General features: G+C 71.1%; 18 protein-coding genes. 2 read left to right on the top strand and 16 right to left on the bottom strand.

Annotated elements, in window-relative coordinates; all coding sequences use genetic code 11:
- Positions 1–27 precede the first annotated feature (27 nt).
- Entirely contained in the window at positions 28–645 is a 618-nt protein-coding gene (locus ACFUO4_RS08945; protein ID WP_383481465.1) for a DsbA family protein, read from the top strand.
- On the opposite strand, the gene ACFUO4_RS08940 is transcribed toward ACFUO4_RS08945, so the two are convergent.
- Entirely contained in the window at positions 642–1934 is a 1293-nt protein-coding gene (locus tag ACFUO4_RS08940) for an MFS transporter (protein WP_383481462.1), read from the bottom strand. The genes ACFUO4_RS08945 and ACFUO4_RS08940 overlap by 4 nt on opposite strands.
- A 56-nt stretch (positions 1935–1990) precedes the next feature.
- Here ACFUO4_RS08940 and ACFUO4_RS08935 point away from each other — a divergent pair, with 56 nt between their 5' ends.
- Entirely contained in the window at positions 1991–2974 is a 984-nt protein-coding gene (locus ACFUO4_RS08935; protein ID WP_383481459.1) for a helix-turn-helix domain-containing protein, read from the top strand.
- Between the two features lie 54 nt (positions 2975–3028).
- Here the strand turns inward: ACFUO4_RS08935 and ACFUO4_RS08930 are convergent, their stop codons facing one another.
- The 15 genes from ACFUO4_RS08930 to ACFUO4_RS08860 all read right to left on the bottom strand — a co-directional run bounded on the left by ACFUO4_RS08930 (position 3029) and on the right by ACFUO4_RS08860 (position 17960).
- Entirely contained in the window at positions 3029–3769 is a 741-nt protein-coding gene (locus ACFUO4_RS08930) for a sirohydrochlorin chelatase (RefSeq protein WP_079311192.1), read from the bottom strand.
- 5 nt (positions 3770–3774) lie between these two features.
- Positions 3775–4695 (bottom strand): ABC transporter permease, encoded by a 921-nt coding sequence (locus tag ACFUO4_RS08925; RefSeq protein ID WP_383481455.1) that lies wholly within the window; start codon positions 4693–4695, stop codon positions 3775–3777.
- Positions 4682–5467, bottom strand: coding sequence for an ABC transporter ATP-binding protein (locus ACFUO4_RS08920; protein WP_383481452.1), 786 nt, complete (start codon positions 5465–5467; stop codon positions 4682–4684). The genes ACFUO4_RS08925 and ACFUO4_RS08920 overlap by 14 nt, the downstream gene beginning before the upstream one ends.
- A 36-nt stretch (positions 5468–5503) precedes the next feature.
- Positions 5504–6616 (bottom strand): aliphatic sulfonate ABC transporter substrate-binding protein, encoded by a 1113-nt coding sequence (locus ACFUO4_RS08915; RefSeq protein WP_383481449.1) that lies wholly within the window; start codon positions 6614–6616, stop codon positions 5504–5506.
- A 231-nt stretch (positions 6617–6847) separates the two neighbouring features.
- The gene (locus ACFUO4_RS08910) at positions 6848–8182 is read right to left on the bottom strand and encodes a sulfate adenylyltransferase subunit 1 (RefSeq protein ID WP_079311194.1); all 1335 of its coding nucleotides are present in this window, start codon (positions 8180–8182) and stop codon (positions 6848–6850) included.
- 2 nt (positions 8183–8184) lie between these two features.
- Positions 8185–9123 (bottom strand): sulfate adenylyltransferase subunit CysD, encoded by a 939-nt coding sequence (gene cysD / locus ACFUO4_RS08905; protein ID WP_383481446.1) that lies wholly within the window; start codon positions 9121–9123, stop codon positions 8185–8187.
- Positions 9120–9683 (bottom strand): adenylyl-sulfate kinase, encoded by a 564-nt coding sequence (gene cysC / locus ACFUO4_RS08900; protein ID WP_079311196.1) that lies wholly within the window; start codon positions 9681–9683, stop codon positions 9120–9122. The genes cysD and cysC overlap by 4 nt, the downstream gene beginning before the upstream one ends.
- Positions 9680–10390, bottom strand: a complete 711-nt coding sequence (locus ACFUO4_RS08895) for a phosphoadenylyl-sulfate reductase (RefSeq protein WP_079311197.1) — start codon at positions 10388–10390, stop codon at positions 9680–9682. The genes cysC and ACFUO4_RS08895 overlap by 4 nt, the downstream gene beginning before the upstream one ends.
- Positions 10387–10566, bottom strand: coding sequence for a hypothetical protein (locus ACFUO4_RS08890; RefSeq protein ID WP_062021767.1), 180 nt, complete (start codon positions 10564–10566; stop codon positions 10387–10389). The genes ACFUO4_RS08895 and ACFUO4_RS08890 overlap by 4 nt, the downstream gene beginning before the upstream one ends.
- A complete protein-coding gene (locus ACFUO4_RS08885) occupies positions 10563–12260 on the bottom strand; it encodes a nitrite/sulfite reductase (RefSeq protein WP_383481441.1) in 1698 nt (565 codons plus the stop codon). Before ACFUO4_RS08885 ends, ACFUO4_RS08890 begins: the two co-directional genes overlap by 4 nt.
- A 153-nt stretch (positions 12261–12413) precedes the next feature.
- Complete coding sequence (locus ACFUO4_RS08880) at positions 12414–12497, bottom strand: putative leader peptide (protein WP_310591794.1); 84 nt, start codon at positions 12495–12497, stop codon at positions 12414–12416.
- A gap of 162 nt (positions 12498–12659) precedes the next feature.
- The gene (locus tag ACFUO4_RS08875; protein ID WP_079311200.1) at positions 12660–13232 is read right to left on the bottom strand and encodes a GNAT family N-acetyltransferase; all 573 of its coding nucleotides are present in this window, start codon (positions 13230–13232) and stop codon (positions 12660–12662) included.
- Between the two features lie 89 nt (positions 13233–13321).
- The gene (locus ACFUO4_RS08870; RefSeq protein ID WP_383481437.1) at positions 13322–14575 is read right to left on the bottom strand and encodes a hypothetical protein; all 1254 of its coding nucleotides are present in this window, start codon (positions 14573–14575) and stop codon (positions 13322–13324) included.
- A 136-nt stretch (positions 14576–14711) separates the two neighbouring features.
- Positions 14712–16001: a GAF domain-containing protein gene (locus ACFUO4_RS08865; RefSeq protein WP_079311201.1), complete on the bottom strand. Its 1290-nt coding sequence runs from the start codon at positions 15999–16001 to the stop codon at positions 14712–14714.
- Between the two features lie 324 nt (positions 16002–16325).
- Positions 16326–17960 carry an acyl-CoA dehydrogenase family protein gene (locus tag ACFUO4_RS08860; protein WP_383481433.1) on the bottom strand — a complete coding sequence of 545 codons (1635 nt, stop codon included), beginning with the start codon at positions 17958–17960 and terminating at the stop codon, positions 16326–16328.
- Positions 17961–18071 lie beyond the last annotated feature (111 nt).

Raw genomic sequence — 18071 nt, 5'->3', positions numbered from 1 at the left:
GGCCAATGGGCCGTTACCGTCGACGCCATGACCACCGCAGAACCCACCCGCGTCGACTTCTGGTTCGACCCCGCCTGCCCCTTCGCCTGGATCACCTCCCGCTGGCTGCTGGAGGTCGAGCGGGAGCGCCCCCTCGACCTCCGCTTCCACGCGATGAGCCTGTACCTGCACAACATCGGCAACGAACTCCCGGACTGGTACCGGGAGTTGGTGGACAAGTCGATCGGCCCGGTGCGGGTCGCCGCGGCCGCCGCCGACCGCCACGGGGAGAAGGTGCTCCGTGACCTCTACACGGCCTTCGGCACCCGTATCCACGAGCGGAAGCAGGAGGACTTCGACGCCGTCGTCACCGAGTCCCTCGCCGAGCTCGGGCTCGCGACGGATCTCGCCGCCGCCGCGCACGACACCGCGTACGACGAGGCCGTCCGCCGCAGCCACGAGGCGGGCGTCGAGCCCGACTCCGGAGGCTATGTGGGCACGCCCACGCTGCACGTCGACGGCACGGTGTGGTTCGGGCCGGTGCTGCGGGCGATCCCGCGAGGCGCCCGGGCGGCGCGACTCTTCGACAGCTTCCGGGTGTTGGCCACGGACCCGGACTTCTTCGAACTCAAGCGCACCCGCACCGGAGGCCTCAGCTTCGACTAAGCCTGGTCGCCCCGCCATTGCCCGTCGCGCAGCGCCCACTTCACCGCCGGGCTCACCGCGAGGCCCGCGAGAGCGAACAGGACGCCGAGGACCGCCCAGCCCGCCCTGCCGTGCTGGATCGCGGTCACCGTGACCAGGGCGGGGCCCGCCATCATGCCCGCCGACATGCCCGCGCCGAACACGCCCTGGTACACACCGTGGACGCGAGCGTCGGCCAGCTCGTAGCCGAGGGTCCAGCCGCCCGCCGCCGACAGCACCTCGGCGAAGACCTGCACGACCGCGCCGATCGTCAGCGCCAGTACCGCCCACACCGGGGACAGGCCCGCCGACATCGCGTACGCCGCACACGCCACCGTGAGAAGCAGCCCCGACCAGCGCATCGCCCGCACCGCGGTGGGGACTCGGGAGGCGCTGCGGGCCACCCGCACCTGAAGCAGCGCCACCAGCACACAGTTGAGGATCATCAGCAGGGCCGCCGTCCAGCGCGGTGCCTCGGTCCGCTCCACGATCCACAGCGGCAGCCCGACCTCCGACAGCGTGTACTGCACGACGAGGATCGCGTTCAGCACCGTCACCGCGAGGAACGGCAGATCACGCACCGCCCGCCAGCGGTCGGCCGCCGGGGCGCCGGCCTCGGGAGCCTTGCGAGCCAGGGCGTGCGGGGCCAGCGGCAGCCGGGGCAGCAGCAGCGCGGGACCCGCGAACGACACCGCGTTGACCAGAATGACCGTCACATACGCGCCCCTCGTGTCGAGTTGGAGGGCGATCGCGCCGAACGCGCCGCCTACACCCATGAAGACGTTGGTGACCATCCGCAGATACGCCCGCGCCTCCACCCGGGTCGCGGCGGGCAGCACATCGGCGTAGATCGCGCCCTGCACCCCGCGGCTCGCCATCTGGAGCCCGGTGGCACAGACCACCGCGACGAGGAAACCGACGTACGAGTGCACGAACACGTACGCGGCCGTCGCCACGCCCGTCCCGGCCCACAGCCACGCCCCCACGCGCCGGGCGCCCCACCGGTCCGCGGCCCGCCCGGCCGGCACCCCGGCCGCGACGCCGACCAGTCCCGCGCCCGTCATGCCGAGGCCGACCGAGGTCGCGTCGAGGCCGACGATGCGGGTGAAGTACAGGACGCCGAGCGGGAAGTAGAGGCCGTTGCCGAGGGAGTTGGCGGCGGTCAGCAGGGCGGCGCGGCGCAGGGTGGGGTCGACGGGGAGCCGGGAGGGGCGTGGCCCGGGGGTGGCGGCGGGGTCCGCGGCGGGGGTGGTGACGGGTGTCGTGGTCATGCGGACATCACACCCGGCGGCGGCACCGCGCCGACAATGATTTAGCGTGGCGCTCAATGATCGAATTCCGCTTCGCCGTCGACGACCTCGCCACCACCTCCTTCGCGTACTCCCCGCTCCAGGAGACGGTGTTCTCCCTGCGCTGTCTGCACGACCCGGCCCGCTACCCCCACCACCGGCCGTGGCTGCGCCGCATCCGCCCCCGCCTGGACGCCCTCGACCACGAGCTGCTCATCGCGCTGACCACGCCCTGGCTGTGGGTGCCGGACTGTCTGACCCCCCGCCCCGAACGGGCCCGCCCCCACTTCGCCGACGAGCTCGACCGGCTCCGCGCCACCCCGCCGGACCTCCTCGACGCCGACTTCCGGGCCGCCTACCGCACCGAGAGCGCGCTGCCGCCGGTCGTCGCCCACGGGCTCGCCGAGCCGGGCCGGTTCCTCGACCGGATCGTGGCGGCCCTCGACGCGTACTGGCACGCCTGTCTGGCCGCCGACTGGTGGCCGCGCGTGCAGAGCATCATGGAGGCCGACCTCGCCCACCAGGCGCGGGTGCTCGCCGAGCAGGGCGCAGGCGCGCTGTTCGCGGGCCTCGACCGGCGGCTCGGCTGGGAGGACGGCCAACTCCTGCTGTCCACCGACGACTTCATGATCCAGGCGCCGTGGACGGACATGAGCATCGCCGGACGCGGTCTGGTGCTGCTGCCGTCCCTGTTCGCCCGCGGCGCCCAGCCCCTCATCGACCCCACCCGGCCGCCCACGATCATCTATCCGGCCCGCGGCAGCGCCACCCTCTCCGCGGAGCCGCCGCCGGTCACCGACGACGCCCTGGTACGGCTGCTGGGCCGCCCCAGGGCCCGGCTCCTGCTCCTCCTGGCCGACCCCGCCTCGACGACCGAACTGGCCCACCGTCTGGATGTCACGCCGGGCGCCGTCAGCCAGCATCTGGCGGTGCTCTACGACGCGGGGCTGCTCAGCAGGACACGGAACGGGAGGGTCGTGCGATATGCACGTACGGCCCTGGGAAACGCCTTGTGCCGCTAGATACCTAAGGGGCGCGGGGAACTGCGCGACCAGCCCCCACCGGCCTGCAGCCAACTACGCGCCCACAACCGCCAGCGAAGGCACCCGAGCCTCGTCATACCGCTCAAGCAAAACCCGCGCCACCTCAGCGGAAGCCCCGAGCACATCCCCCAGCACATCCGCCTCCACCGCACCCCGAGCGATCCGGTCCGGCAGAAAACCGGGCGCAAGAACGTACGGCGCAACGGCGACCCGGGAACAGCCCAGGTCCCTCAACTCCCGTACCGCATCCTCGGTCCGAGGAAGCGCGGCGGAGGCGAACGCAGGTCGCACGGCGCACCAACCGGTGTGCCGCCACTCCCGCGCGATGTCTGCGATCACTGCGATCGCCTCCGGGTCCGTGGACCCCGCCGAGGCCAGCACGACCCCGGTCGAGGACTTGTCGGCGGGCGTCAACCCCGCCTCGTACAGCCGCCGTTCGAGCGCGGACAGCAGCAGCGGTGACGGGCCGAGGACGTCGGCCTGCCGGATCCGCAGCTGCGGCGGCGCGTCCCGCAGTACCGCCGGGATGTCCGCCTTCGCGTGGAACGCGCGGGTCAGGAGGAGGGGAAGGGCGACGACGTCGCGTACGCCCTCCGCCGCCAGGGACTCCAACACCCCCTGTACGGACGGGATGTTGAAGTCCAGGAAGCCCGTCTCCACCCGTACGTCCGGGCGCAGCGCGCGCACCCGGCGGACGAGGGCGTGCACCGTCGCGGCGTGCCGCGGATCGCGGCTGCCGTGGGCGATGACGAGAAGAACGGGCTTCCTGAACAACGGACTTACCCCTTCACCAGCAGGCCGCGGCTGCGCAGCACCCGCCGCTCCAGCGGGCTGAAGATCAGCAGGTCGACGGCGATGCCGACGAACAGGATCAGGAAGATCGCCTCGAAGATCATCGGCATGGAGCTGGCGTTGCGGCCGTTCTCCAGGAGCGCGCCGAGACCGATGCCGAGGTCGGGCGAGGAGGCGATGATCTCCGCCGCCATCAGCGAGCGCCAGGAGAACGCCCAGCCCTGCTTCAGACCGGCGAGATAGCCGGGCAGCGCGGCCGGCAGCACGATGTGCCAGGCGCCCCTCCAGCCGGTCGCGCCCATCGTGCGGCCCGCCCGCAGGAACAGCGGCGGCACCTGGTCGATGCCGGAGACGAGACCGTTGGCGATGGACGGGACCGCGCCGAGCAGGATCACCGCGTACATCATCGAGTTGTTCAGCCCCAGCCACAGCACGGCCGGCGGTACCCACGCCACCGACGGCAGCGACTGCAGGCCCGACAGGACGGGGCCGATGGCCGCGCGCACGAACTTCACCCGGGCCACGACCAGTCCGAGCGGGGTGCCGATCGCGAGGGCCAGCAGGAAGCCGAGCAGACCGCGCTCGACGCTGGTCCAGATGTAGCCGAGGAGCTTGCCCTCCAGCCACGCGTCCTTGAACTCGGTGGCCACGTCGGAGGGGGAGGGCAGCTTGGTCGGATCGGTGACGATGTTGAAGGAGATCAGGCCCTGCCAGATCACCAGCACCACGGCGGTCGCCACGAGCGGCGGGAGGATCTTGGTGCGGGCGGTCACGGAGAACGGCGTCCGGGTGGTGGCCGACGTCTCCAGGGCGTCCAGACCGGCCTCCAGACCGGCGGACCGCTCCCGTGTCTCGTCCGTCCGGGCCGTCTGGGCCGTCTGGGCCGTCTGAGTGTCACTGCTGGCCATGACGGCGGATCTCCCCACGCAGTTGATCGGTGATCTCAAGGGACAGTTCGGCCACGGGGGCGTCCTCGATGCGGCGCGGCTGCGGGATGGCGACCGTCCACTCGCGCGCGATCCGGCCCGGCCGCGACGACAGCAGGACGACCCGCTGGGCCAGCCGCACCGCCTCGCGCACGTTGTGCGTGACGAACAGGACGGACAGCCCCGTCTCCTCCCAGATCCGGGTCAGTTCGTCGTGCAGCACGTCCCGCGTGATCGCGTCCAGCGCCGCGAACGGCTCGTCCATGAGCAGCAGCCGGCTCTCCTGGGCCAGCGCCCGGGCGAGCGCCACCCGCTGGCGCATACCGCCGGACAGCTCGTGCACCCGCTTGCCGTACGAGCCCTTGAGCCGGACCAGTTCGAGCAGTTCCTCGGCGCGGGTGCGCCGGTCGCTCTTCGCGACTCCGCCCAGTTTCAGGGCGAGTTCGATGTTCTTGCCCGCGGTCAGCCACGGGAACAGGGCGTGCTCCTGGAACATCAGAGCCGGACGCCCATCGGTCTTGATGCTGCCGGCGCTCGGGTCGTCGAGACCCGCCACCAGGTTGAGCAGCGTGGACTTGCCACAGCCCGAGGCGCCCAGGAGGGTGACGAACTCGCCCGGCGCGACATCGAGCGTGATGTCGTCGAGGACGAGCTGCTGCCCGGCGGGCCCGCCGAAGGACTTCGAGACATGCTCGATGCGGGCGGCGTACTCGACCGACTCGGCCTGTTCGGCCTTGGCAACCGCGGTGGCCATGGTCGTCACCTCCTGGGAACTCTCGGGGATCGGGGCTTACTTGACGCCGAGCCCGGCGTCGTCGACCGTGCTCTCGCCGTCGGCCTTGAGGACCTTGTTCAGCAGCGTGAGGTCATAGATGCCCTTGAGCAGCGGGTCCTCCAGCAGACCGGCCTTCACCGCGTGCTCCGCCTCGGTGTTGAGGGTGGAGGCCAGCGGGTCGTTGGTGAACTGGATGGACTTCCACGCCGGGTCCAGGACCTCCGCGGGCAGCGCCTTGCCGGAGTCGGCCTCCAGCTGCTTGTTCGCCGCGGCCTTCGCCTCGTCCGGGTTGGCGTTGATCCACTTGTTGGTCTCGACGGAGGCCTTCAGAACCGCCTCGACCGCCTTCGGGTGCTCCTTGAGGAACTTCTGCGACACGATGATGTTCGTGATCACGAACTTCTTGTCCGGCCACAGGTCGGACTCGTCGAGCAGCACCTTCGCGCCCTCGGCGACCAGCTTCGACGCGGTCGGCTCCGGCACCCAGGCGCCGTCGAGGGAACCGGCCTTGTAGGCGTCCGGGGTGACCTTGTTGTCGGTGCGGATGACCGACACGTCACCCTTGCCGCTCTCGGCGTCGACCTTCCAGCCCTGGTCCGCGATCCAGTTGAGGAACGCCACGTCCTGCGTGTTGCCGAGCTGCGGGGTGGCGATCTTCTTGCCCTTGACGTCCTTCAGGGACTTGATCTTCTTGGGGTTGACGACGAGCTTCACACCGCCGGACGCCGAACCGCCGATGATGCGCAGGTTGGTGCCCTTGGACTTGGTGTAGCCGTTGATCGACGGGGAGGGGCCGATCCAGCCGATGTCGATGGAGCCCGAGTTGAGGGCCTCGATCTCGGACGGGCCCGCGTTGAAGACCTGGTACTTCGCCTCCGTGGCGCCGAGCTCCTTCTGGAAGTAGCCCTTCTGGTTGGCGACCAGCGCGGTGGCGTGGGTCAGGTTGCCGAAGTAGCCGATCTTGACGGAGTCGAGTCCGTCGATCTTCTCGGAGCCGGCGGCGACCTTCGCCTTGGAGTTGTCGTCCTTGGAGTCCGACCCGTACCCGCAGGCGCCGAGCGCCAGCAGCGGAAGAGCGGCGGCCACGGCGGCGCCGCGGCGAAGGAACGTTGAGCGGTTGACAGGCACGGGAGGGTTTCCTCTCGGAGGCCCGGCGGTCACGGTCTCTCAGGTCGTGGCCGGGAGGTCGGCAGGTCTTCGTCTCTTCCGGGACGTCGGGTGGGGGGACAGGGCGCGCAGGCAGTGCGCGTACGTCATCGCGCACATCGCGCGACTCCGCCCTGTCCGCTGCCGAGGTCACCGCTGCCGACGCGGCCGCCCTCCTTGGCGAACGTGGAGAAGTAGTCGGTGGAGTTCATGTCAGAAGTCCCACCCGTCGTCCTCGGCCTCGTCCTTGACGGGCTCGGGGGACGCGAACGACTCGCCGACCATGCCCGCGGTGAGCGTGGTGCCGTCGCTGGGGTCGATCAGGATGAACGAGCCCGTGCGGCGTGAGTCGGCGTAGGAGTCCACCGGCAGCGGTTCCGCGGTGCGGATCTTCACACGGCCGATGTCGTTGGCGACGAGCTGTCCCGGGTGCGGGTGCAGGGACAGGTCGTCGAGCGTGAGACGGGAGGGGATGTCCTTGACGATCGCCTTCACTGTGCGGGTGCCGTGCTTGAGCAGGACCCGGTGACCGACGGTCAGCGGCGCGTCGGCGACGTGGCACACGGTCGCCTCGATGTCCTGGGTGGTCGGCGGCGCGTCCTTGCTGGGCACGATGAGGTCGCCGCGCGAGATGTCGATGTCGTCCTCCAGGAGAACGGTCACCGACTGGGTGGTCCAGGCCACGTCGACGGACTGACCGAGCAGGTCGATGCCGGCGATCTTCGAGGCGTGACCCGAGGGCAGCACGGTGACCGCCTCGCCGACGCGGAAGGAACCGGCGGCGATCTGACCGGCGTACCCCCGGTAGTCGGGGTGCTCGGCGGTCTGCGGGCGGATCACGTACTGCACGGGCAGGCGGGCGTGGCAGTGGCTCAGGTCGTGGGTGACCGGGACCGTCTCCAGGTGCTCCAGGACGGTCGGGCCGCCGTACCAGTCCATGTTGGCGGACGGCTCCACCACGTTGTCACCGGCGAGCGCCGAGATCGGGATCGCGGTGACCTCGGGGACGCCCAGCTCGGTCGCGTACGCCGTGAACTCCTCGGCGATCGCGGCGAACACGGACTCCTGGTAGTCGACGAGGTCCATCTTGTTGACCGCGAGGACGACGTGCGGCACCCGGAGCAGCGCCGCGAGGGCGGCGTGCCGGCGGGTCTGCTCGACGACGCCGTTGCGGGCGTCGATGAGGATCACCGTCAGCTCGGCCGTGGAGGCACCCGTCACCATGTTGCGGGTGTACTGCACATGGCCGGGGGTGTCGGCGAGGATGAACCGCCGCTTGGCCGTGGCGAAATAGCGGTACGCCACGTCGATCGTGATGCCTTGCTCGCGCTCGGCGCGCAGACCGTCCGTGAGGAGCGCGAGGTCGGGGCCCTCCTGGCCGCGCGACGCGGAGGCACGCTCGACGGCCTCCAACTGGTCGGTGAGGACCGACTTGGAGTCGTGCAGCAGCCGGCCGACGAGGGTGGACTTGCCGTCGTCGACGGAGCCCGCGGTCGCGAACCGCAGCAGGGTCGTCTCCGAGAGCGCCTCGGAAGTGGTGGTGCTCATGCTTAGAAGTACCCCTCGCGCTTGCGGTCTTCCATCGCGGCCTCGGACATCTTGTCGTCGGCGCGGGTCGCGCCGCGCTCGGTGAGCCGGGAGGCGGCGATCTCCGTGATGACCTGCTCCAGGGTCACGGCGTCGGAGTCCACGGCACCGGTGCAGGACATGTCGCCGACCGTGCGGTAGCGCACCAGGCGCGTCTCGACGGTCTCCGTCTCCTTCGGGCCGCCCCACTCGCCGGCCGTCAGCCACATCCCGGCCCGCTGGAACACCTCGCGCTCGTGCGCGAAGTAGATCTCCGGCAGTTCGATGCCCTCGCGGGCGATGTACTGCCAGACGTCCAGCTCGGTCCAGTTGGACAGCGGGAAGACGCGGACGTGCTCGCCGGGGGCGTGCCGTCCGTTGTAGAGGTTCCACAGCTCGGGCCGCTGCCGGCGCGGGTCCCACTGGGAGAACTCGTCCCGCAGCGAGAACACCCGCTCCTTGGCCCGGGCCTTCTCCTCGTCCCGTCGGCCGCCGCCGAAGACGGCGTCGAACTTCTCCGCCTGGATCTTCTCGGTCAGCGGCAGCGTCTGGAGCGGGTTGCGGGTGCCGTCCGCACGCTCCTTCAGCACACCCCGGTCGATGTAGTCCTGCACGGAGGCGACATGCAGCCGCAGCCCGTGCTTGGCCACCGTGCGGTCCCGGTACTCCAGCACCTCGGGGAAGTTGTGTCCGGTGTCCACGTGCAGCAGCGAGAAGGGGATCGCCGCCGGGGCGAACGCCTTCAGCGCGAGGTGCAGCATGACGATGGAGTCCTTGCCGCCGGAGAACAGGATCACCGGCCGCTCGAACTCACCCGCCACCTCACGGAAGATGTGCACCGCCTCCGACTCGAGAGCGTCCAAGTGCGAGAGGGCGTACGGAGCTTGCGTGCCCTCCGTCACCGCCGTGACGGTCGTCGTCATGCCAGTCCCCTCTCGGTGAGCAGCGCGTGGACCGCGGCCGCGGACTCCTGGACGGTCTGGTTCTGGGACTCGATCCGCAGATCGGGCGACTCGGGCGCCTCGTACGGGTCGTCGACACCCGTCAGCCCGGTCAGCTCGCCCGCGGCCTGCTTGGCGTACAGACCCTTCACATCGCGTACGGAGCACACCTCGACCGGAGTCGCCACGTGCACCTCGAGGTACGCGGCCCCGCTCTCCTGGTGGCGCTTGCGCACCGCCTCACGGCTGTCCGCGTACGGCGCGATCACCGGGACCAACGCCTTGACGCCGTTACGGGCGAGCAGCTCGGCGAGGAAGCCGATGCGCTGCACGTTGGTGTGCCGGTCCTCGCGGCTGAAGCCGAGGCCCGCGGAGATGAACTCGCGGATCTCGTCGCCGTCGAGCACCTCGACGAGGTGGCCCTCCTCGCGCAGCCGGCCGGCCAGCTCGTACGCGATGGTGGTCTTGCCGGCACTCGGCAGACCCGTGAGCCAGACGGTGGCTCCGGTCGTCACTTGGTTCTCCTGGGTTGTCGTCGTCATCCGTGCAGCCCGCACTCGGTCTTGCCGCGCCCGGCCCAGCGGCCGGCGCGCGCGTCCTCGCCCTCCAGCACCCGGCGGGTGCAGGGGGCGCAGCCGACGGAGGCGTAACCGTCCATCAGCAGCGGGTTGGTGAGGACGCCGTGCTCGGCGACGTACGCGTCCACGTCGTCCTGGGTCCAGCGGGCGATCGGGGAGATCTTGACCTTCTGCCGCTTCTCGTCCCAGCCGACGACCGGGGTGTTCGCCCGGGTCGGGGACTCGTCGCGGCGCAGGCCGGTCGCCCAGGCCAGGTAGTTCGTCAGGCCCTGCTCCAGGGGCTGCACCTTGCGCAGCTTGCAGCACAGGTCCGGGTCGCGGTCGTGCAGCCTGGGGCCGTACTCCGCGTCCTGCTCGGCGACCGTCTGGCGGGGGGTGAGCGTGATGACGTTGACGTCCATCACGGCCTCGACCGCGTCCCGGGTGCCGATGGTCTCCTCGAAGTGGTAGCCGGTGTCGAGGAAGACGACGTCGACGCCCTTCATCGCGCGGGAGGCGAGATGCGCGACCACCGCGTCCTCCATGGACGAGGTCACGCAGAAGCGCTTGCCGAAGGTGTCGACCGCCCACTGGAGGATCTCCAGGGCGGAGGCGTCCTCCAGGTCGCGGCCCGCCTGCTCGGCGAGGGCCTTGAGCTCGTCGGTCGTGCGCTCTTCCTGAGTCGTGGTCATATCTGATCTCCCCCTGCGTCATGGTGCTGAAGGCCGCGGGCGAGCAGCCCGAGGAACTTCAGCTGGAATGCGCGGTTGCACGCCGCGCATTCCCACGCGCCGTGGCCCTGCTCGGACGGGCGGAGGTCCTCGTCGCCGCAGTAGGGGCAGTAGAAGGGGGCGGCCCGCTCGCTCACGACAGGGCCTCCTCGGAGGCGCGGGAGGCCCAGGCGGCGAACCGCTCGCCTTCCTCGCGCTCGGCCTGGAACCGCTTCAGGACCCGCTCGACGTAGTCGGGCAGCTCCTCGGAGGTGACCTTCAGGCCACGGACCTTGCGGCCGAAACCGGCCTCCAGGCCCAGCGCGCCGCCCAGGTGCACCTGAAAGCCCTCGACCTGCTCGCCCCGGTCGTTGAGGACCAGCTGGCCCTTGAGACCGATGTCCGCCACCTGGATACGGGCGCAGGCGTTCGGGCAGCCGTTGAGGTTGATGGTGAGCGGCTCGTCGAAGTCCGGGACACGGCGCTCCAGTTCGTCGATCAGCGCGGCGCCGCGCGCCTTGGTCTCGACGATGGCGAGCTTGCAGTACTCGATGCCGGTGCAGGCCATGGTGCCGCGCCGGAACGGGGAGGGCTTCGCCGTCAGGTCCAGCGCGCCCAGCGCCTCGACCAGCGGCTCGACCTGTGCCTCCTCCACATCGAGGATGATCATCTTCTGCTCGACGGTGGTCCGGACGCGGCCCGAGCCGTGGGCCTCGGCGACCTCGGCGATCTTGGTGAGGGTGGCGCCGTCGACCCGGCCGACGCGCGGCGCGAAGCCGACGTAGTAGCGGCCGTCCTTCTGCTTGTGCACACCGACGTGGTCACGCCAGCGGCCCGAGGGCTCGGCGGGCGCGGGACCGTCGACCAGCTTGCGCTTCAGGTAGTCGTCCTCCAGCACCTGGCGGAACTTCTCCGGGCCCCAGTCGGCGACGAGGAACTTCAGTCGGGCCCTCGTACGAAGGCGGCGGTAGCCCCAGTCACGGAAGATGCCGACCACGCCGGCCCACACCTCCGGGACCTCCTCCAGCGGCACCCAGGCGCCGAGCCGGACGCCCAGCTTGGGGTTGGTGGAGAGGCCGCCGCCGACCCACAGGTCGAAGCCGGGGCCGTGCTCGGGGTGCTCGACACCGACGAACGCGATGTCGTTGATCTCGTGGACCACGTCAAGGAGCGGGGAGCCGGAGATCGCGGTCTTGAACTTGCGCGGCAGGTTGGAGAACTCCTTGCTGCCGATGTAGCGCTCGTGGATCTCGTCGATCGCCGAGGTGCCGTCGATGATCTCGTCCTCGGCGATCCCGGCGACGGGCGAGCCGATGATCACGCGCGGGGTGTCACCGCAGGCCTCGGTCGTCGACAGCCCGACCGCCTCGAGACGGTTCCAGATCTCCGGGACGTCCTCGATGCGGATCCAGTGCAGCTGGATGTTCTGCCGGTCGGTGACGTCCGCGCTGCCGCGCGCGAACTCCTCGGAGATCTCACCGATCACGCGCAGCTGCTGGGTGGTGAGGCGTCCGCCGTCGATCCGCACCCGCAGCATGAAGTACTTGTCGTCCAGCTCCTCCGGCTCCAGGATCGCGGTCTTGCCGCCGTCGATCCCGGGCTTGCGCTGGGTGTAGAGCCCCCACCAGCGCATCCGGCCGCGCAGGTCGTTGGGGTCGATCGAGTCGAAGCCGCGCTTCGAGTAGATCGTCTCAATGCGTGTCCGCACATTGAGACCGTCGTCGTCCTTCTTGAACTGCTCGTTGCCGTTCAGCGGGGTGTGGTGCCCCGCGGCCCACTGACCCTCACCGCGGTGACGGCTCACCTTGCGGCGGGGAGTCGCGGCGGCAGGGTTCTGCGGGGTGGCGGCCATGGTGGTTACGTCCTTCGGGACAGGCGGGAAAGCGGCTCTGACCTGCGCGTACGGGCGCATGGAAATAGGTGCGCCTCATTGCGCGGGGGGAAGCAGAGAGTCAGGAGATCGCGGCGGGCTGCGGCCCCGTGGCCGGAGGCCACTGATGGATGCTTAGCGCGCCGGACAGATGGCGCTGGACATGCGGCCGAGGTCGACGTGCCGCCGACTCACCAAGGCAATTCCAGTTCCAGACATGACGGAAGCGTGTCACGGCGATCTGGACACAGTCCAGCTTCGTCCATTATGCGGACACCCTTGTCTCGAAGAACGAGACAAGGGTGGCGTCGATCACATGCGCTGCGGGAGGTCTTGTCCGCGCAGGTCAGCCGCGCTATGCCGCGGAGCGGGAGGCCGAGGTCAGGCGGGGTGCGCCCCCGGCCAGGGGCCCGGCGCGGTCACCTGCGGCTGCTCCTCGACCTTGGTGTCGAAGAGGGTGAAGCCCCGGCGCTGGTAGTTGGCCATCGCGTGCTCGCCGTCCAGGCTGCACGTGTGCAGCCACACCCGCTTGGTGTCGGTCAGTCCCGGCCAGCGGTCCGACAGGTCCCAGGCGCGCGCGGCGCCGTACGACAGCAGGTGGCCGCCGATCCGCCGGCCCCGGAAGCCCGGGATCAGCCCGAAGTAGACGATCTCCACGACCCCGTCGTCCTGCGGCTCCAGCTCCACGTACCCCGCGGGCGTGCCCCGGTCGTACGCTACCCAGGTCTCCACGCCCGGCCGGTTCAGATGCTCCTCCCACTGGGCGTACGTCCAGCCCAGCCGGTCGATCCAGCGGATGTCGCCGCCGACGGAGGCGTAGAGGAAGCGGCTGAACTCGGGGGAGGGCACCTCGGCACGGACGATCCGGACATCGCCCTCCGGCGCGGCGGCCGGGAGGAGATCGGTCGGGGCGGTCTGCTCGAGGGACCAGGTGGTCACGGGAATGCTGGGCATGCCCCCAGGCAACCATCCGGCCCGGCGATCTGTCGATCCACCCTGGCTCCAGCCCGGGCTCCGGCCGTCTGCCGCAGGTACCCGCCGATCTACCGCAGCGACCTGTCGAGCGTGCTCAGCGGTAGCGCGAACAGCATTCGGCCCGACTGGGACCAGACCTCGCCGGTCGACTCCCAGTAGGACAGGGACTCCGCCTCGCCGCTCCAGCAGCGGTTCGTCTCGTCGGTGCCGCAGCGGGTGGCCCGGGCGCCGGTCGCGTCCTGCCGCCACAGCGTCCCGCGGCCGTCCTGGTCGTCCGACGTGCGGCCCAGGTACCACTCCGAGCGGTACGACAGCACGGCCCCGACGCCGGGTGTCTTCGTCTCGTACGCCTCGTCGACGGGGGTGTACCCGGACGGGTCGGTGGTGAGCAGGCCGGAGCGGTCGGAGGACGAGCTGAGGTCGTACCGCCACAGCCGGACGTCGCGGTCGCTGTCCGCGGAGACCCAGTCGCTGGCCACCAGGCTGTCGGGGGAGGTGCTGCGGTCCAGGGAGAGGTAGTCGGGGTGCGTGGCGCCGGCGCGGTAGCTCCCGACGGCGGGCAGCACCCAGCGGTCGCCGTGCGCCGCCCAGCCGCCGTCCACCCGGCCGACCGCGGAGGCGGCGCTGGTGGCGCGCTGGACGCGGTTCATGTCGTACACGTACAGCCCGTCGGCCGCGGTGACCAGCAGTTTGTCCTGGTACCAGACCATGCCGGAGACCTGGGAGTCGAGCGCGCGGTAGTCGCGCCCGCCGTCGACGGGGACGGCGAGCAGCACCCAGGTGTAGGTGAGGCGGTCGATGTCGTTCGCGTCGATGAACGCGACCCGGGCCAGATCGTGGGCGCCCCGGCTCCAGGCGGAGAGGATCACCCGGTTCTGCCCCCACAGACCGTCGTCGTCGGCGTCGCCCGAGGTGGTGACCGCGCCGGGCCGCCAGGAGCGGGTGTCGGCGGCGCCCCAGCAGTAGGCGCGGGTGGCCGCGGGCTCGACGGGCAGGGCCTTGCGCTCGGCCGGGGCGCAGTCGCTCCCGGTGCGCAGGGTGTGGTCGGCGTCGGCGAGGACGGCGCCGACACCTTCCGGCCGCCCCATCACGGAGGCGAGCCGGTCGAGGGTGGACCGCGGCTCCAACTGCTCGTGCAGCCGCAGGGCGTCGGTCTCGGCGGCGGTGGCCAGCGGCTTCAGGGCGCCCGGATCGGCGGCGACGGTGGCCTGCGAGGCGCTGATCATGGTGGCCGCGGCGGTGAGCGCGAGGGCGGTCCCGGCCAGGAACGCGCGCAGCGCTTTGCCCCGCTTCCGCCTGCGGTGTCTTCCGCGATGCATCATGTCGTACCTCCCGAGGCGGGCCAACTGCGCCTGGTGATCCGTACGTTGACCGAGGAGCAGGTGGGGTGGCCCGTAGAGGGATGCTACGGCAGTAAGGGCGTGCCGGGGACGAAGACCCTGCAAATATGCGCGAGTTTCAGGGAGTCTGCCGGGACAGCCGTTCGCCGACCACCGCGGGGGCCGTGGAGTGCGGCAGCAGGTCGTGCGGGTCGTCGGGGAGCAGCACCTCGATCTCCGCGCCCTCGCAGAAACGATACGGCCGATGCTCCAGGAATCCCCCGAGATACCGGCGCACCCGCGACATCTCGGCCCGCACCGTCACCGTACGGCCCGCATCGCCGAACAGGTCCTCGGCCAGCCCCGCCGCACTGCGCCCGGCGCGGTGCAGAGCCAGGAGATAGAGCAACTCGGCGTGCCGCGGGCTCAGTTCATGACTCCAGGTGCCGGCGTCCCCGGACACCGTCATCGACCAGCGGCGCGGCTGCGACAGATCCAGCACGATCCGGGTGGCGCCCCGCGGCACCGGCTCGGCGGACGCCCGGATCAACCACCCCCCGGCCAGCGGCTCCACCGTGCACAGCCCCAGCGTCGGCAGCCACCGCAGGCCCGCCGACGGCGACTTGGGCAACGGGACCCGGCCCTGGTACGGCATCCCCGCCACCGCGGCCGTCCAGCCGTGCCGGTCCACCACCACGGCCCGGCCGTCGAGCCGCGCCAGCACCGGCGCCGCCACCGCCCGGAGCTGCTCCAGCGAGGACTGGTGCAGCTCGCGCAGCCGGGACTCGGCGAGCTTGGCCACCGAGTCGACCCACGCGAGCGTGGCCGGATGCATCGTCTCCAGCGGCCCGCTCACGTCCACGACGCCGAGCAGGCGGCCGTCCCTCGGGTCGGTGATCGGTGCCCCGGTACAGGTCCACGAGGTCTGTGAGCGCACGAAGTGCTCCGAGGCGAAGACCTGCACCGGCCGGCGCGCCACCACCGGTGTGCCGATGCCGTTGGTGCCGACGACGTCCTCCCGCCAGTCGGCCCCGAGCTCGAACCCGGTCCCGTCGGCCTTGCGCAGCACCGGCGAACTGCCCTCCCGCCACAGCACCCGGCCCTCCTCGTCGGCGACCACCATGATGTGGTGGGCGACGTCCGCGACCGACAACAGCCCCTCACGCAGCACCGGCAGGACATGCCGCAGCTCCGAGCTCTCCCGGCGCCGCTGCACCTCGTCCCGGGGCAGCAGCCCGGTGCGGAAGTCGTGGTCGGGGTCGACGCCGCCGCGCAGCATCCGGTCCCACGACTGCTCGATCACCGGGCGGGGGGCCACGGGCGCGCGCTGACCGGAGAGAGTGGCGGTGCGGACGTCGCTCAGCAGCCGTGCCGCCCGGGCCGAGTCCACGGCTGCCAACTGGGTGACGTCCGTCGGCGAGAGCGCCACTGGTCCTCCCGGAGGGGCTGCGGACAATCCGTCCTGACTGTCCGTCTCATAGTGCCGTTCGTCCGTCGCGGAGGGGTACAGTCCGGCCACAGTCAGCAGCAAGTTGCAACCCCCTGCAACCCTGGTGGACCGGGCGCCGCTGGTTGAAACTTGAGCGACGCCGTCCCGAGCGGCGTCAGCGGCCTTGAACGGGCCCAGGCGGGGGTGGTGCCGTGTCGGCGCAGCACCACCCCTCGCCGCCGCGGTTCGGGGTGCCTCTTGATGCCGGGTGGCGTCTGCGGGCTTCGATGTGGCTGAGCGCGCAGTTCCCCGCGCCCCTTTAGGTCACTCCAGTGGGCGTGCCCTGTTCACCACCGACGTCAAGTCCAGCGTTGACGGCAAGGTTCCGAAGGTCGCGCCCGCGTCCCCGCCCAGCCTCGATGCGCAGAAGGCGTCCGCCACCTCTGGTGGTGCGAAACGGACCAGCAGGGAGCCCTGGAGTACCAGTGCCAGCCTCTCCGTCAGGCGGCGTGCTCTCGCCTCGATGCCGTCCAGGTCCGCCAGGTCCGTCAGGAGGTCCTTGATCGCCGCGTCCAGGCGGTGGTCGGTGCCTCGGGCCCTGCCGATCTCCTGGAGGTAGGCGTTGAAGGCCGCCGGTTCGCGTTGGAGTGCTCGCAGGACGTCCAGCGCCTGGACATTGCCCGCGCCCTCCCAGACGGAGTTGAGCGGGGACTCGCGGACCAGGCGGGGGAGACCGGAGTCCTCCACATAGCCGTTGCCGCCCAGGCACTCGGCGGCCTCCACCACCAGCGGCGCGCAGCGTTTCGTCACCCAGTACTTCGCGGCCGGCACCGCGATCCGCAGGAACGCCCGCTCCTGCTCGCTGCCGTCGTCGTACGCGGCCGCCAGCCGCAGCGCGAGCGTGGTCGCCGCCTCGGACTCCACCGCGAGGTCGGCCAGGACATTGCGCATCAGCGGCTTGTCGACCAGCTTTCCGCCGAACGCCGCGCGGTGCGTGCAGTGGTGGACCGCCTGCGACACGGCCTGGCGCATCAGGCCGGCCGAGCCGAGGACGCAGTCGAGCCGGGTCGCCGCGACCATCTCGATGATGGTCCGCACCCCGCGCCCCTCCTCGCCCACCCGGCGCGCCCAGGTCCCGTCGAACTCCACTTCCGCCGAGGCGTTGGAGCGGTTGCCGAGCTTGTCCTTCAGCCGCTGGATGAGGAACGTGTTGCGCGTGCCGTCCTCCAGGACGCGGGGGAGGAGGAAGCAGGTGAGGCCTTCCGGGGCCTGGGCCAGCACCAGGAAGCCGTCGGACAGGGGCGCCGAGCAGAACCACTTGTGCCCCGTCAGCTCGTACGTCCCCTCCTGCGCGAGCGGCGTCGCGGTCGTCGTGTTCGCGCGTACGTCGCTGCCGCCCTGCTTCTCCGTCATCGCCATGCCGAAGAGGGCGCCGGCCTTGAGGTGCGCCGGGCGTGTACCGCGGTCGTAGATCATCGACGTCAGCCGGGGCTCCCACTCCGCCGCGAGCGCGGGCTCCTGGCGCAGGGCGGGCACGGCGGCGTGGGTCATCGACAGCGGGCAGAGGTTGCCGGCGTCCACCTGCGTCCAGACCAGGAACGCGGCCGCGCGGCGCACGTGGCCCGCCGGGCGGTTCCAGGCGGCGGTGAGGCCGGCCGCGACGCCCTTGCCGAGGAGGCGGTGCCAGGCGGGGTGGAACTCGACCTCGTCGACGCGGTGGCCGTAACGGTCATGGGTCCGGAGACGGGGTGGGTTGTCGTTGGCCTGTACGGCCCATTCCTGGAGCTGCGCCGACCCGGAGGCCCGGCCGAGGGCCTCCAGCTCAGCGCGCACCTCGTCCAGGGCGCCGGGTTCCACATGCCGCTCCACCGCCGCGGTCAGGGCTTTGTCGGCGGTGAAGACGTCGTGGCCGGTCAGAGGCGGGGGCTGGTTGGTCACGGTGTGGGTGCTGCCTGCCATACCTGGGAACTTACCGCCCGCTCCGCGCAGCACACGTCGCCTCCCACGGGGACATGACAGGAAAACTCTTTGAATCGCCGAGGCCGTGGGCCGGTGGGGGATGAGTACAGC

The sequence above is a fragment of the Streptomyces sp. NPDC057280 genome, assembly GCF_042668605.1.
Taxonomy (GTDB): Bacteria; Actinomycetota; Actinomycetes; order Streptomycetales; family Streptomycetaceae; genus Streptomyces.
Note: the sequence above shows the minus strand (reverse complement) of the source record. Positions and strands in the feature narration are given on the sequence as shown.

What these genes read in the sequence shown, in the direction of transcription:
- ACFUO4_RS08920 (WP_383481452.1), bottom strand. Translation starts at nt 5,467, where the DNA reads ATGGCCACCGCGGTTGCCAAGGCCGAACAGGCCGAGTCGGTCGAGTAC.
- ACFUO4_RS08885 (WP_383481441.1), bottom strand. Translation starts at nt 12,260, where the DNA reads ATGGCCGCCACCCCGCAGAACCCTGCCGCCGCGACTCCCCGCCGCAAG.
- cysD (WP_383481446.1), bottom strand. Translation starts at nt 9,123, where the DNA reads ATGACGACGACCGTCACGGCGGTGACGGAGGGCACGCAAGCTCCGTAC.
- ACFUO4_RS08945 (WP_383481465.1), top strand. Translation starts at nt 28, where the DNA reads ATGACCACCGCAGAACCCACCCGCGTCGACTTCTGGTTCGACCCCGCC.
- ACFUO4_RS08925 (WP_383481455.1), bottom strand. Translation starts at nt 4,695, where the DNA reads ATGGCCAGCAGTGACACTCAGACGGCCCAGACGGCCCAGACGGCCCGG.
- ACFUO4_RS08880 (WP_310591794.1), bottom strand. Translation starts at nt 12,497, where the DNA reads ATGTCTGGAACTGGAATTGCCTTGGTGAGTCGGCGGCACGTCGACCTC.
- ACFUO4_RS08875 (WP_079311200.1), bottom strand. Translation starts at nt 13,232, where the DNA reads ATGCCCAGCATTCCCGTGACCACCTGGTCCCTCGAGCAGACCGCCCCG.
- ACFUO4_RS08895 (WP_079311197.1), bottom strand. Translation starts at nt 10,390, where the DNA reads ATGACCACGACTCAGGAAGAGCGCACGACCGACGAGCTCAAGGCCCTC.
- ACFUO4_RS08860 (WP_383481433.1), bottom strand. Translation starts at nt 17,960, where the DNA reads ATGGCAGGCAGCACCCACACCGTGACCAACCAGCCCCCGCCTCTGACC.
- ACFUO4_RS08935 (WP_383481459.1), top strand. Translation starts at nt 1,991, where the DNA reads ATGATCGAATTCCGCTTCGCCGTCGACGACCTCGCCACCACCTCCTTC.
- cysC (WP_079311196.1), bottom strand. Translation starts at nt 9,683, where the DNA reads ATGACGACGACAACCCAGGAGAACCAAGTGACGACCGGAGCCACCGTC.
- ACFUO4_RS08870 (WP_383481437.1), bottom strand. Translation starts at nt 14,575, where the DNA reads ATGATGCATCGCGGAAGACACCGCAGGCGGAAGCGGGGCAAAGCGCTG.
- ACFUO4_RS08940 (WP_383481462.1), bottom strand. Translation starts at nt 1,934, where the DNA reads ATGACCACGACACCCGTCACCACCCCCGCCGCGGACCCCGCCGCCACC.
- ACFUO4_RS08910 (WP_079311194.1), bottom strand. Translation starts at nt 8,182, where the DNA reads ATGAGCACCACCACTTCCGAGGCGCTCTCGGAGACGACCCTGCTGCGG.